General features: G+C 52.9%; 13 protein-coding genes and 1 tRNA gene. 4 read left to right on the forward strand and 10 right to left on the reverse strand.

Going from position 1 to position 14092, the window contains the following annotated elements:
• Positions 1-8: 8 nt before the first annotated feature.
• Genes KDC22_RS26815 through KDC22_RS26825 form a run of 3 tightly spaced genes read left to right on the forward strand, consistent with a single transcriptional unit; the run spans position 9 to position 2543 of the window.
• A complete protein-coding gene (locus KDC22_RS26815) occupies positions 9-1217 on the forward strand; it encodes a Ger(x)C family spore germination protein (protein ID WP_173132132.1) in 1209 nt (402 codons plus the stop codon).
• Positions 1214-1423 carry a hypothetical protein gene (locus KDC22_RS26820; protein ID WP_211720957.1) on the forward strand — a complete coding sequence of 70 codons (210 nt, stop codon included), beginning with the start codon at positions 1214-1216 and terminating at the stop codon, positions 1421-1423. Before KDC22_RS26815 ends, KDC22_RS26820 begins: the two co-directional genes overlap by 4 nt.
• Positions 1424-1457: 34 nt before the next feature.
• Entirely contained in the window at positions 1458-2543 is a 1086-nt protein-coding gene (locus KDC22_RS26825) for a GerAB/ArcD/ProY family transporter (RefSeq protein WP_211720958.1), read from the forward strand.
• A gap of 113 nt (positions 2544-2656) precedes the next feature.
• On the opposite strand, the gene ispG is transcribed toward KDC22_RS26825, so the two are convergent.
• The 5 genes from ispG to KDC22_RS26850 form a co-directional block, all read right to left on the reverse strand.
• The gene (gene ispG / locus KDC22_RS26830; protein ID WP_173132123.1) at positions 2657-3802 is read right to left on the reverse strand and encodes a flavodoxin-dependent (E)-4-hydroxy-3-methylbut-2-enyl-diphosphate synthase; all 1146 of its coding nucleotides are present in this window, start codon (positions 3800-3802) and stop codon (positions 2657-2659) included.
• Between the two features lie 130 nt (positions 3803-3932).
• Positions 3933-5189: an ATP-dependent protease ATP-binding subunit ClpX gene (gene clpX, locus KDC22_RS26835; protein ID WP_173132120.1), complete on the reverse strand. Its 1257-nt coding sequence runs from the start codon at positions 5187-5189 to the stop codon at positions 3933-3935.
• 12 nt (positions 5190-5201) lie between these two features.
• On the reverse strand, positions 5202-5792 hold the full coding sequence (gene clpP / locus KDC22_RS26840) for an ATP-dependent Clp endopeptidase proteolytic subunit ClpP (protein ID WP_036697575.1): 591 nt from the start codon (positions 5790-5792) through the stop codon (positions 5202-5204).
• A 279-nt stretch (positions 5793-6071) separates the two neighbouring features.
• The gene (tig, locus tag KDC22_RS26845) at positions 6072-7409 is read right to left on the reverse strand and encodes a trigger factor (protein ID WP_211720959.1); all 1338 of its coding nucleotides are present in this window, start codon (positions 7407-7409) and stop codon (positions 6072-6074) included.
• 95 nt (positions 7410-7504) lie between these two features.
• Positions 7505-8434 (reverse strand): hypothetical protein, encoded by a 930-nt coding sequence (locus tag KDC22_RS26850; RefSeq protein ID WP_173132114.1) that lies wholly within the window; start codon positions 8432-8434, stop codon positions 7505-7507.
• Between the two features lie 151 nt (positions 8435-8585).
• Between KDC22_RS26850 and KDC22_RS26855 the strand changes: the two genes are divergently transcribed.
• A tRNA-Arg gene (locus KDC22_RS26855) sits at positions 8586-8659 on the forward strand.
• A gap of 1138 nt (positions 8660-9797) precedes the next feature.
• Here KDC22_RS26855 and KDC22_RS33640 read toward each other — a convergent pair.
• From KDC22_RS33640 to pstC, 5 genes are all read right to left on the reverse strand, one after another.
• Positions 9798-11024, reverse strand: a complete 1227-nt coding sequence (locus tag KDC22_RS33640) for an SEC-C metal-binding domain-containing protein (protein ID WP_246553023.1) — start codon at positions 11022-11024, stop codon at positions 9798-9800.
• A gap of 31 nt (positions 11025-11055) precedes the next feature.
• Entirely contained in the window at positions 11056-11187 is a 132-nt protein-coding gene (locus KDC22_RS33830; protein ID WP_281424939.1) for a hypothetical protein, read from the reverse strand.
• Positions 11180-11986 carry an RQC domain-containing protein gene (locus KDC22_RS26865; protein ID WP_211720960.1) on the reverse strand — a complete coding sequence of 269 codons (807 nt, stop codon included), beginning with the start codon at positions 11984-11986 and terminating at the stop codon, positions 11180-11182. Before KDC22_RS26865 ends, KDC22_RS33830 begins: the two co-directional genes overlap by 8 nt.
• Before the next feature lie 236 nt (positions 11987-12222).
• Positions 12223-13104, reverse strand: a complete 882-nt coding sequence (gene pstA / locus KDC22_RS26870) for a phosphate ABC transporter permease PstA (protein ID WP_211720961.1) — start codon at positions 13102-13104, stop codon at positions 12223-12225.
• The gene (gene pstC, locus KDC22_RS26875) at positions 13104-14057 is read right to left on the reverse strand and encodes a phosphate ABC transporter permease subunit PstC (protein WP_173132101.1); all 954 of its coding nucleotides are present in this window, start codon (positions 14055-14057) and stop codon (positions 13104-13106) included. Before pstC ends, pstA begins: the two co-directional genes overlap by 1 nt.
• Positions 14058-14092 lie beyond the last annotated feature (35 nt).

Raw genomic sequence — 14092 nt, forward strand, 5'->3', positions numbered from 1 at the left:
GCTGCCTGATGCGTGGAAGACGCATACTTACGCTCCTCTTGCTTCTAAGTCTCCTGCCGCTAACCGGATGCTGGAGCCGCAAGGAACTGAATGATCTCGCCCTGGTCATGGCGCTCGGTATTGATCTGGACCCGGAAGGCTATGCGGTCACGGTTCAGGTTATGAATCCCAGCGAGGCCGGCAACCAGAAGGGTGCCTCCTCCGGGAGCCTCCCTGTCGCCACTTACAAGTCGGTAGGCAAGACTGTCCCCGATGCACTTCAGCGGATGCTTAGCTTAACCCCCCGCATGTTATACCTGTCTCATATCCGCGTGCTTGTGTTCGGGGAAGCGCTGGCCCGCAGCGGGGTCAGCAATGCGCTGGACTATATCTCACGCGACAATCAGCTTCGGACCGACTTTTATCTGCTCGTAGCCAAGAATGCCAAAGCTTCAACCGTCTTGGAGGTTATCACCCCCTTCGAGCATATTCCGGCGAACTCCCTGTATTCCTCGATCCTGGTCTCCCATAAGAAATGGGCAGCCACCGGGAAGGTCACCCTACAGCAATTCATTACCGAGCTTGAACGCGGCGGCTCTAATCCGATCATGTCAGGGGTACAGTTACAAGGAGAGGCGGCGGACGCAGAGACGACCGAGAATGTACGGAGCATCAGTCCGAAGGCACTGATCGAGCACGCCGGAATTGCTGTATTCAAAAAAGACAAGCTGGTCGGATGGCTGGGTGAGCCGCTCAGTAAGACTGTCAATTATACGCTGAACAACGTGGATTCCACGGCCGGTAATGTTCCTGACCCGAATGGCGGCACTGCAGGATTCATTGTTACCCGTGCAGACACCTCCATGAAGATCAGACTGAATGAACAGGACAAACCGGAATTCACTGTGCGGCTGGATATAGAAGCCAATCTGACTACTGTGGAGGGCACACTGGATCTGAACAAGCCGTCCAGCATCGTGGGCATTGAGAAGAATCTGGAGAAGCGCTTCGATGACCGGTTCTCCAGTGATATCCGTATGATCCAGCAGCGGTACAATTCGGATATCTTCGGCTTCGGGGAAGCGCTGCACCGGCAGTACCCCCATCTGTGGAAGGAGTACCGCGAGCATTGGGAGGACAGCTTCAAGACGGTTAAAGTCCAAGTTCAGTCCCACGTGGTGATCCGGCGCATCGGCTCGGTCATCCAGCCGCTGCGAAGGGAGCTTGAGGAGAAATGAACTGGAGTCTGCTGCTGCTGTGCTTCCTGCTGTTTATCTTAATCGTGCAAAATCCGGCTATCCGCAGGCTCCGATCGGGCCGGGACGCCGCCGCTTACTACGGGATCTGGACGCTGACTGTTCTGGCCGTTCTCGCAGAGCAGGCCAAGCTGCCACAGTTCAGGCCGCTCGACTGGGTCCGCAGCATTATGGAGCTGCTGAGCTGAATACTTTTGTGCGTACAGGAGGTGTGAATTAGAGGTGAAGAGCTATACCGGTATTTCCCCAAGGCAGTTCTACATCATGACATTCGGTTTAACTATCGGCACCTCCATTCTGGTTATCCCAAGCGGACTTGCGCATACCGCCAGAGAAGATGCCTGGATCGCCTCGCTCGCAAGCCTAATGATCAACCTGGTCATGGTGGTGCTGTATCTGTTCATTGCCCGGCTTCACCCTGGCAGACATCTCTTTGAGATCCATGAGGCTGCCTTAGGAAAGTGGCCCGGTAAAATAATCTCCCTGCTGTATCTGTTCTATTTCCTCATCCTCACCGGTACGCTGCTGGGTGACCTCGGATTCTTCATGTCCAGTGAGATTATGCCGGAGACGCCGATTGAGGCCATACAGATTGCCTTCCTGTTCGCTGCGGTTATGAGTGCCAGTATGGGGATTATCGTACTCGGCAGATTAGGGGAGCTGCTCTTTCCGTGGGTATTGTGTCTATTCCTGATCCTTGTCCTGACCCTGATCCCCCAGATCGAATGGAATCATATTAAGCCTGTTCTGGAGGGGGGCATCCGTCCTGTCATCCAGGCCGGCGGTCAGGCGGCGATGTTCCAGGAGCTTATCGTAATGATGACATTCCTGCCTCTGGTCCATAAGCGGTCAAGCGGGGAGAAGGCTTTCCTCTGGGGTACGTTTACAGGGGGTGCCGCGCTGCTCCTGATCGTGCTGCTCAGCATCCTTATTCTCGGCATTGAACAGACGGAGAACAGTACCTTCCCTGCCTTCGCCTTGGCCAAAACCATCAATATCGGGAACATCCTGCAGCGCGTCGAGGGCATACTGATTACCATTTGGGTATTGACCTTTTTCATCAAAATCTCGCTGCTCTTCCTCTCCATTCTGAAAGGAATTCAAACCGTCTTCCAGCTCAAGGCTCCCGGACACCTAATCTATCCGCTGGCGGTACTGTTCCTTATCATCGCTTGGAGCACCTATATCAATACCGTCTATGTCAACAGCATTATCGGAACGGTATGGGGGAAGTTCTCCCTGCTGTTTCTGCTGCTGATCCCTTTCCTGGTCTATGTAATAAGCCTGCTTAAGAAGGTCCTCAGGTGAAGCCTATAACATCTAATATTTATAAAAAGCGCCCGGCCGCAGACCGCCTGATCGTATCAGGGCCGCTGCAGCGGGCGCTACATGTATATACCATAGTTCTAGAATGAGTTCAGTTAATGGCTGCTCTCCGGGTTACCGGCAACTACTGCCGGAGCCAGTCCGGCATGCTTGCGTCCGGGAATCTCACCCGTCTCCTCAAAGTGGGCGACAATGATGTCAATCTCCTTCTTCAGCTCGGAGACCAGCTCCGCCTCAGGCACCTTGCGGATCATCTGGCCGTAACGGAACAACAGCCCTTCTCCGCGCGCACCGGCGATGCCGATATCCGCTTCTCTGGCTTCACCCGGACCATTCACCGCACAGCCGAGTACGGATACCTTAATCGGCACCTTCAGCTTGGAGATATACTCTTCCACTTCGTTGGCAATCGAGAAAAGATCAATATCCAGGCGTCCGCAGGTCGGGCAGGAGATCAGCGTAGCGGCGTTCGAGATCAGACCGAAGGTCTTCAGCAGCTCACGGGCCACCTTCACTTCTTCTACCGGATCAGCACTCAGCGAGATACGAACCGTGCTGCCGATGCCCATAGAGAGGAGCGCGCCGATCCCGGCCGAACTCTTCACCGTTCCGGCGAACAAGGTGCCGGATTCAGTAATGCCCAGATGCAGCGGATAAGGAATGACCTCCGCTGCCTTGCGGTATGCCTCAATCGCCATCGGCACATCGGAGGCCTTCAGCGACACGATGATATCATGGAAATCCAGCTCTTCCAGAATGCCGATATGATACAAGGCACTCTCAACCATAGCGTCCGGAGTAGGATAACCGTATTTCTCCAGCAGGTGATTCTCCAGCGAACCGGCGTTCACGCCGATACGGATAGGAATCCCCTTCTCCTTACATGCCTTAACTACAGCCTCAACCTTGTCACGGCGTCCGATATTGCCGGGATTAATCCGCACCTTGTCGATGCCGTTCTCAATCGCCAGCAGGGCCAGCTTGTAATTGAAATGAATATCCGCTACGAGCGGGATATGAATCTGTTTCTTAATTTCCTTAATCGCGGCCGCCGCTTCTTCATTGTTGACCGTGACGCGCACGAGCTGGCAGCCGGCTTCCTCCAGCCGCAGAATCTCGGCTACGGTTGCTTCCACATCGGCAGTTTTGGTCGTACACATGCTTTGGATTGCAACCTCGTTGTTTCCCCCGATAATAACCCCGCCAACATTGACGGGTCGGGTCTGGTGTCTCAAGAACATGATTGTCTCCCCCATAACGATCAAAGCTCCACCCTCTCCGCCCCCGCAGGTCATGCGGGGTGTGCGGGAGAAAGTGGAGACCCTGAGCTGTATTGTTAAGCCGTGTCAGGCCAAATAGCTGAAGCCTGGCTTACGCGCTTTCTTCTTTTTTCTTATCCTTCTTGAGACTAAGCTCCGGAAGGGACTTCTCCTGAACTACCTGCTCAGTAATGACACAATCCTTAATGTCATCACGTGAAGGAACCTCATACATCACATCGAGCATGATGCTCTCAATGATAGCACGTAGTCCACGGGCACCGGTATTGCGCTTGATCGCTTCCTTGGCAATCGCCTCAAGGGCAAGCGGTTCAAACTTCAGGGCTACATTATCCATCTCCAGCAGCTTCACATACTGCTTCACGAGCGCATTCTTAGGCTCGGAGAGAATACGTACCAGGGTGCCCTCATCAAGCGGCTCCAAGGTCGAGATCACCGGCAGACGGCCGACGAACTCGGGAATGAGGCCGAACTTGAGCAGATCCTCAGGCAATACCATGGACAGGTATTCACCGGCCTTGAGATCCTTCTGTCCTTCAGCCGCAGCGTTGAAGCCGATGACTTTTTTGCCGATACGGCGTTTGATCATTTGCTCCAGGCCGTCAAAAGCACCGCCTACGATGAACAAAATGTTCGTGGTATCGATCTGGATGAATTCCTGATGAGGATGCTTGCGTCCGCCTTGCGGTGGAACCGAAGCAACCGTACCTTCCAGAATCTTCAGCAGCGCCTGCTGTACCCCTTCACCGGAAACGTCACGGGTAATCGACGGATTCTCGGATTTACGGGCTACTTTGTCAATTTCATCTATATAGATAATACCGCGTTCAGCCTTCTCCACATCGTAATCAGCCGCTTGAATCAGCTTCAGGAGAATATTCTCAACGTCTTCACCCACATAACCCGCTTCCGTAAGGGAAGTAGCATCTGCTATGGCAAAAGGTACGTTGATGATCTTCGCCATCGTCTGCGCCAGCAAGGTCTTACCGGAGCCTGTAGGTCCGAGCAGCAGGATGTTACTCTTCGTCAGCTCGACATCTTCAATCTTGCTCTGGCTGTTCACACGCTTGTAGTGATTGTATACCGCTACGGAGAGCGATTTCTTCGCCTGCTCCTGGCCGATGACGTATTGATCGAGAATATCACGGATTTCCTTAGGTTTCGGAATATCCTTCATATCCAGCTCTTCTTCGTGGCCCAGCTCCTCTTCCACAATCTCCGTGCACAGCTCGATGCATTCGTCACATATATAAACGCCAGGTCCTGCTACAAGCTTACGGACCTGCTCTTGTGATTTGCCGCAAAAGGAACATTTCAATTGCCCTTTTTCATCATTAAATTTAAACATCTTACCACCCCTTTAAGATATGATCGGTGAAGAGAGTACCTGGTCAATGAGCCCGTATTCCTTCGCTTCTTCCGCGCTCATGAAGTTATCGCGGTCTGTATCCCGTTCGATTTTGTCAAGGGGCTGACCTGTGCGCTCTACATAAATCTGATTCAGCTTCTGCTTCGTCTTGAGAATCCAGTCTGTATGAATCCAGATGTCGGATGCCTGCCCCTGAACGCCGCCGAGCGGCTGATGAATCATGACTTCGCTGTTGGTCAATGCATATCTCTTGCCAGGCGCTCCAGCCGTCAGGAGCAATGATCCCATACTGGCTGCCATCCCCACACAAATCGTAGAAACATCCGGTTTGATATATTGCATCGTATCATATATACCCATGCCGGCTGTAACAGAACCACCGGGCGAGTTGAGGTACAAGTGAATGTCTTTTTCGGGGTCATCTGCTGCCAGGAACAGCAACTGCGCAATAACCAGATTGGCGACATCATCGTCAATCGCACTGCTCAGGAAGATGATGCGATCCTTGAGCAATCTGGAATAGATATCGTATGAGCGTTCTCCCCGGCTTGTCGTTTCCACAACCATTGGTACCAGACTCATGCCACCAACCTCTTTTCTCTATACAGATTAGTCTTTCCGTTTCAGAAATATTTTAACACGTTCGAAGCGGGATGTCATTTATTCACTGTGCCAGCAAACCGCATTGCTCATGTGCCTGCCATTATAACGCAATTCCACGGACAATGCCAATTCCTCATTCGTGATATGTACTTGCAAACGACTGCCCCGATAAAAATAAGGCACGTAACAAAAACTTACGTGCCTTATCAGATCTCTATGGAGGCTACTGGATAGCCGTTCTAGGTAAAGATTAGCAGCTTACTCAGCGCTTGCTTCTGCTGCTTCTTCTGCCGGTGCCGCTGGAGCTTCAACTTCTACGCTGTTGCTAACGAGGAACTCGATAGTCTTGCGCAGGGAGATCTCATCATTGAGGCTGCTCAGGGAGCCATTGGCTGCCAGAATGCTGCGGATTTCTTCAGGAGTACGCTTGTAAGCTTCAGCCATAGTAGCCAGCTCTTGCGTAACTTCTTCTTCAGAAACTTCGATCTTCTCTTCCTTGGCAATCACTTCAAGAACAAGGTTGTTACGGACGCGCTTCTCAGCATCACCCTTCATTTGTTCCTGCAGATCTTCGCGGGTCTGGCCGGAGAAGCTCAGGAACATATCCATGTTCATGCCCTGCTGGCGGAGACGGGTATCGAAATCACGAACCATGTTCTCCACTTCGCTGGCGATCATAGCCTCAGGAATTTCAACTTCAGCATTAGCAGCGGCTGCATCAACTACTGCCGTTTCACGAACGCCTTTGAGTTCTTCCTGCTTGCGGGATTCAAGCTGTGCCTTCAGGTCTGCCTTGTATTCTTCCAGCGTGTCGAATTCACTTACATCTTTAGCGAATTCATCATCCAGTGCAGGAAGCTGTTTGCGTTTGATTTCGTGCAGCTTCACTTTGAATACGGCAACTTTGCCGGCAAGCTCAGCAACGTGGTAAGTCTCAGGGAAAGTCACTTCAACATCCTTGAAGTCTCCTGTGGACATGCCCACTACCTGCTCTTCAAATCCTGGAATGAAGGAATTACTGCCCAGCTCCAGGGAATGACGCTCAGCCTGTCCGCCTTCGAATTGAACGCCGTCCACGGAACCGTCGAAGTCAATTACAGTGATGTCGCCGTTAACTGCTGCTTCATCTTCGATAACCACAAGCTCAGCATGACGCTCCTGCAGACGTTTCAGTTCAGCGTCCAGCTCTTCGTCAGTGACTTCTGCCTTCTGTACAGGAACTTCCAGACCTTTGTACTCGCCCAGCTTCACTTCCGGCTTAACCGTGATCTTCGCCTTGAAGATGAACGGCTGGCCCTTGGCGAATTGCTCGATGTCCACTTCAGGACGGTCTACAGGGAAGATATCGGTTTGTTCAACCGCTTCACCGTAAGCTTCAGGAAGAAGAATGTCGATGGCATCCTGGTACAGGCTCTCTACGCCAAAACGGGATTCAAAAATCGGCCGCGGCACTTTACCTTTACGGAATCCAGGTACGTTTGCTTTCTTAACCACTTTATTAAAAGCTTTGTCGAGTGCTGCAGCTACGCGGTCTGCTTCTACTTCGACTTCAAGAACTCCAAGGTTCTTCTCTATCTTTTCCCAAGTTGCTTTCATAATATACTTTTCCCTCCAAAAATAGGTTGCATGTTTACTTAAATAGTCCAACATTTCACGCACAGAATAACCATTATATTATATACAACATTACGTTATTTATCAAGTAGAGAACTCTTTACAAATCCCCTGAGCGAACGGTAGGCTCCTTCAAATTGGAAGCGCATGCTGTCGGTAATTCCATACAGGCCCCGTGTTTCCTCTTCATTCCGGTTCCCGTTCAGGCTCTCCGACACCATCTGGTGCAGCGCTCCCGCCCAAATATCAAGCTGCGAATCTTCCCCGTCCAGCAGCTTGCGGTAATCCGCAGTCCCGTATATCGACATGATGAACTGCCCCCATAGCTCCTGGGCAAAATAATACAGCGTCGGCTCGTGCACCTCCGCCTGCTCCGCCACACGCTCCAGCACCTGGCCGATCTGCGCCGGGAATTCATCATTCTGCAGCGGCACAGTCTCAATCTCCACCTCAGCGGCTTCGTGGCCGCGGCTCAGCCTGACCGCTCCCTGTGCCCCCCGGCGGCGCAGCGTCTGCAGCGTGCGGAACTGGAGCAGCGGATGCACCTCGGCCCTCTGCAGCCAGCCGGTCAGCGCTTCATCTACCCCGGCTCCCTCCAGATAGGAGAGCTGCTCCAGCGCCAGCACGGTCGCTTCGGACAGCGGTTCGTTCATTACCCGCTTCAGCAGCTTATCCGGGTAGTCCGCATCCTCCTCCAGCTTGGCTCTGGCAAGAATCCGGGCCATATCCTCTTCCCCCAGATCCATCTCCTCTGCCGCGGGAGCCTCGTTCGCGTCACCGCCTTCCGCAGCATGGGGGAAGGCGGCCACCAGCCAATCCAGCAGCGACTGCCACTCCTCGTAGTGCCGCTCTTCCTGTCCCTGGCACTGCAGCAAGAAACGCAGCAGCTCCATCGCTTCCCCGTAACGTTCACTCTCCAGCATGACCGTGAGCTGAATCTGATAATAATCCAGTGTCTTCGGAAACAGCACGATATTCTCTTTGGCCGGGGAATTGAATTGATTCATGAGGGCACCTCCTTTTCTCCATACATTTGTCGTCCGAACCTTAATCAATTGTAGATTATAGCATATCCCCGTGCGGTTTCAAAAAAACAAGTTGAAAAAGTTAACTATGTATGATAACATAATTTTTGCTTGCTTTTCAGTCAGTTCACATGTCCCGGTAGCTCAGTTGGATAGAGCATGCGCCTTCTAAGCGCACGGTCGGGGGTTCGAATCCCTTCCGGGACGTCATAGAAACAGCCTTCCTCCGGGAAGGCTGTTTTGTCGTCCGGAGGATGAGAACCCTTGGCGCCAGCCAGGGGCGTTGGAGCATAAGCTTCGATAGGATTACTTCGCAATCAGCCGTATTTTGGCTGCATCCCTTCCGAGACGTCATAGAAACAGCCTTCCTCCGGGAAGGCTGTTTTGTCGTCCGGAGGATGAGAACCCTTGGCGCCAGCCAAGGGCGTTGGAGCATATGCTTCGTTAGCACTACTTCGCAATCAGCCGTATTATGGCTGCATCCCTTCCGGGACGTCATAGAAACAGCCTTCCTTCGGGAAGGCTGTTTTGTCGTCCGGAGGATGAGAACCCTTGGCGCCAGCCAGGGGCGCCCAAGCATAAGCTACGATAGGATTACTTCGCAATCAGCCGTACTTTGGCTGCATCCCTTCCGCCTTAACAGTTGGAAAAACGTATCTTAAATTGGACGGTTTGCAGCATTTGGCGGAATTAAATGGATAAACGTCATTTAATTTCATGCTTTTCCTCAACTCTGATTGATTGGCAGCCGAATAAGTGCTGTTTTTCCAACTGTTTCCTGAAAGTAGCTCTTCCGCTCATCAGCAAGTGTCAAATATCCAACTAATTCCGGCTAAAGACCGCCGCAGGCCATGCCGACTCAGATGATGCCGTTAAGTAACCTCTTCCAGCCCCCGTTTACGCTCCAAAAGTACAATACAACGTCTCCTGAGTCCGTAACGGACAGAACAGGCAGAGCTGGTGTCTTTTTCGCCAAGTAACGTCCTCTGTGTCAGCATAACTCTCCAGCTAACCCCGAAGCCTGCCTATAATTTGTTAACCCCTAAGGATGAGGCAGCAGCGGTGCCGGTGCGTTAGAGGTGATCAGCGGTAAGGCTGGTGCGGTGGAGGTGATCACCTGCGTCTTTGCCCTGTGCCCTGCTCCAAAAGATTATATTTGTTAACATCCCAAGGGATGAGGCAGCGGCGGGCTGGTGCGGTAGGGCTGGTTCGGTAGAGGTTATGACCTGTGCCCGTACCTGGGCCTGTGTCTGTGTCTGTGCCTGCACCTGCACCTGCGTCTGCCCCCTACGAACAGCTCATGGTAGTCAGCTTACGCACCAAGCACCTTTATGCTTCTTCCTGCTTAAGCACCACAGCACTTCTTATGCTTCTTCCCGCTTCCGCAAGGACAAGGATCGTTGCGGCCTACTTTGGCCGGGGCTGTGTACGTTTTGTCCGTTCCGTTCAGTCTGTTATACGTTCCTATAGGGGCTTTGGCTCTAAACATCCGGTCCATTTCTTTCTTATGCTTGGCCATACGCGCCTCTTCCGCATCAAGCTTCTTCTTCCACTGCGGCAGTGACGGGTGGGCCATATCAGCAATTACACAGTAAGCATAGATGGACTCTGTGAGATTCAAGTACCCATCGTCATAGCCGTCCTCTATCATCGCCTCAACTAGCGGAAAACCTTGGCTTGACCCCAATTGGCAAAGATCATCAGCCAGCTTAGTCGCATTGGTAATATCACGTTCTTCCGGCAGTAAGGCAAGCAGTGCCTCCTCGGAGTCAGGCAGCTTAATTCTTCCCAATACATCAGCGGCAAACAGCCGGAAGAATTCCTCTGTAGCAGAGATATATTGCTCGGTTAACGTCTTGATTACGCTGGCTGTGCCTATTTGAACCAGCGCGACAACAGAAGTGGACGGAAGCAAATCATCATCTGCACCCAAAAAACTGCACAGCACTGGGATAGCCGCCTCCAGCTTCATCTGCCCTGCCAGTTGGATGAGATAGTGGACTTCGTAGCTTGGAGAATCCGGGTCGTTATCGCGCAGCTTCTCCAGCACAGTATCAGCGCCCAGACACTGTCTAAGCGACAGCTCATTCACTAGCTCATCCCCGTACACATTATCGAACTTATCCCAGTATTTTCCTGCGCTCTGCTCAAGAAACAAGTTGAATTCGTCCAGCAGCTCCTGATCTGTCATCTCTGCGAGGCGAATCTTCTGATCCACCTTATTTTTCCATTCCGGAATTTCCTGAACGGACTCCATGAACGGGGACAATAGCTGAAGATCACAATTCGTCAAAATCCCCAGCACCTGAAATCTTGTATTATAGTGGGTGGAAGGAGAATGGTACCAATTCAGCAGCTCGCGGATGGTCTCCTCGGTCTGCGGGAACTTATAGGCATGGAACAGGTGAACCTCTTGGGGATCCTTGCATTGCTTCAGTTTTTGTAAGACAAGCGGCATCAGCGTAGTATCGTGCTCATACAAGAAGCTGTCGGCAAAATATTTCAAAGCGGTATTGCTCACGGCTGGCTCCGGATGGAGGATAAAGCTTTTTACTTGCTCAGTATTGAACATTGGAAGGCCCCTCTCTTATGGTGTTGCTTATTCATTCTTCGGCCAGCTCAGGCGTGACAGCCCCAAGTCTTAAGAATACATCCAATGGATTGACAAAGCCCTTTTCCCAAACAAGGGTATTGACGGTATGGTGTACCTTCTTGCGCAGCTCCTGCCTATTCATTCACGCCACTCTCCTCAAGCCTGCAACCCGGACACTGCTCGGGATAGTGAATCCCGTCCGCCCTGTAACAGCTCAGATCAAGTTCATCGAACACAAACAGACCGTCGCATTGCTGACACACGAGTATAAGGGGATCACGCGAACGTATAATCAATGATTGCGCACGTTCCCGCAGCAGCTCCTGCCACTCCCTCTCCCCCAGCCGTTCACGCTCATTCAGGCTTGCTATTACCTGCCCGATCTCAGCCTGTACCTTCTTGAACTCTATGGGCTGCCATTGCTGTAAAAAAGGGATGTACTTCCTGTCGCCGGAACCTAGAATTTTGAACAGAAACAGAAAGATCATGCCCCGGTTAAGCTCCTTCAAATAGTCCATGCTGACCGGCGTAATCCCGTTATCCAGCCACTGATCCCATTCCCGCAGAAACTCTTCCGCACGCCGTTCTCTTTCCAGAGTCCAGCCATGAGGAGTGAATTCGATCATCGGAAGCTTACCGTACAGTTCGGTCTTCAGGTAACCGTTATGGATCAGCGTATCTACTTTCTCCATAATCTGTTCCAGCGTAAGCTCCCTGTAAAAACCATAGGAGGGATTGCGGTCCAGGCCACGCTCAAGCAGCCTCTTCTCCTTGGAGCCCTTCAGGATCTTGGCTAACTGCGTACGTCCGCCTAAGGTAATGATGTCATCGGCTGCCCGCAGAATCGCCTGCAGCTCCGGAACTGGCAGTGCAATATTTACTTGCTGCTTGGGCGAACCCTTCCGTTTCGGCTCATTGCGGCTTGTCCTCCGAATGTCCAAATGGTCCTGCCTCCTTATTGATTAATAGCCGGTACCCCTGGCTTGCAATAATTTCTATGTCAGATTATAGCATATCCATGCCGGAAAATAGAGCTGGAGGAGATTGAAGTGAGCCGCACCGGCCCGGCAGCGGCTATTCAATTACGCCAAACAGGCTGCCCCGCCGTGGATCATCCACAGTAAGGCAGCCTGTTATATAAACACAGCTTCTATCAAAGCACAGTTCTATCTAAGTCTCAGCGTCCCCGGCGGCGGTTGCCCAGCCACAGCGGGAAGCGGAAAATAAAGTTGATCAGCAGGACAACAAACACCAGCACCGCAGCGGATTTGTCGGCGATCTGCCGCGCATCCTCGACAATCGCCTCGGATTGCACGTACCACAGATGAACAGCCAGCGTCTCGCCCGGTGAGAACAGGTTGAAATCCCACATCTCGCCGGAGGTGCTGAGTCCGGCGGTCAGGATAATGACCGCCGACTCCCCGAAGGCGCGTCCGGCCACCAGGCAGACGCCGGTGACGATGGCCGGCAGGGCTACCGGCACGACCACCTTGCGGATGACATGGAACTTCGTCATGCCGAGGGCATAGCCGGCTTCACGGATCTCGCCGGGAACCGCACGCACCGCTTCCTCGGTGACGCGGGCGAGCATCGGCAGGTTCAGCAGCGCCAGGCTGACTCCCCCGCCGAGGATCGTGAGGCCGACGCCGAAGTACTCGGCGAAGATCGCGAGTCCCAGGAGGCCGAACACGATAGACGGCACCGAGGACAGGGATTCCACGCAGATGCGCAGCGCACCCGTGAAGGCATTATCCGGCGCATACTCCGCCATATAGATTCCTGCACCGATCCCGACGGGAACCGAGATCAGTAGGGAGATGAACAGGATGTAGAAGGAGTTGAAGAGGACAGGACCAATCCCGCCGCCGGGATCAATCTCTTCCGGCTGCTTGATCAGGAAGTCCGGCCTGAGCGCCGGCAAGCCTTTGCTAAGGATCGTGAAGAGCAGCCAGAAGATCAGCAGCATGACCAGAGCGCCCAAGGTATAGAAGCCTATAGTCGCCAGCTTATTGCGCCGCTGGGCTCTTGCCGAATGACGTGTGCGGGTGAATCCGTTCATCAGGCATCCCTCCGTTTGCGGCCCAGGAGCCGGATGATCAGGATCAGCACAAATGAAATGAGCAGCAGCAGGAATGCCATCATATGCAGAGCATAGTTCCAGGTAGAATCGAATTCGACGTTGGAAATCTGCATAACGATATTGCTGGTCAGTACGGAGGTTGGCGCGAACAGGCTCTTCGCCAGCTGCGGCGTATTGCCGATGACCATAACCACCGCCATGGTCTCACCGACTGCACGGGTCATGCCCAGAATCACGGCCGAGATAATTCCCCGGCTGGCTGCCGGGAGAACGACACGCATAATGACCTGCAGACGGGTCGAGCCGAGCGCATAAGCAGCGTCCCGGTATTTGCGCGGAACAGAGACGATCGCATCATCGCTGATCCGGCATATCGTCGGCAGCACCATCAGTGCGAGCACAAGGGCAGCGGCGAGCAGCCCGTCTCCCAGACCTTCCCCGCTGACTCTGCGCAGGAAGGGAAGGAGGACGGTCAGGCCCAGATAGCCATATACTATAGAAGGAATACCGACCAGCAGATCCAGTACCGGACGGATGAAGCTCTTCAGCCATTTCGGCGCAATCTCCGCGCAGAGTACGGCCATTGCTACCGATACAGGCACAGCAATAATCAGGGTCAGCGCTGTAAGCGACAATGTATTTACAATGAAGGCCGCGGCGCCGAACGCCTCCTCTTCGGGCGTCCAGTTGAACGAGAAGAAGAAGTCCTGCGGTGAGATGCGGGCGAAGAGCAGCAGCGCCGTTTGGCCGATGAATACAATAACTAGTCCAAGCACGAGACACAGCGCAAGGATGCTGAACAAGAAATAATAACGGGATATGCTGTTGCCAAGCAAATGTCTTCGGTGTCTTTTGGTGTTACGTTTAACTTCCTCTAGCCTTGCCTGTGTCTGTGCCGTCTGTGCTGTCAGGCCATGCACCGGTGCGCCCATACTTTCCCTCCTGTAAGAGGCCAACCCCGTATAAC

This window comes from Paenibacillus tritici (assembly GCF_018207515.1).
Lineage (GTDB): Bacteria > Bacillota > Bacilli > Paenibacillales > Paenibacillaceae > Paenibacillus_AQ > Paenibacillus_AQ tritici.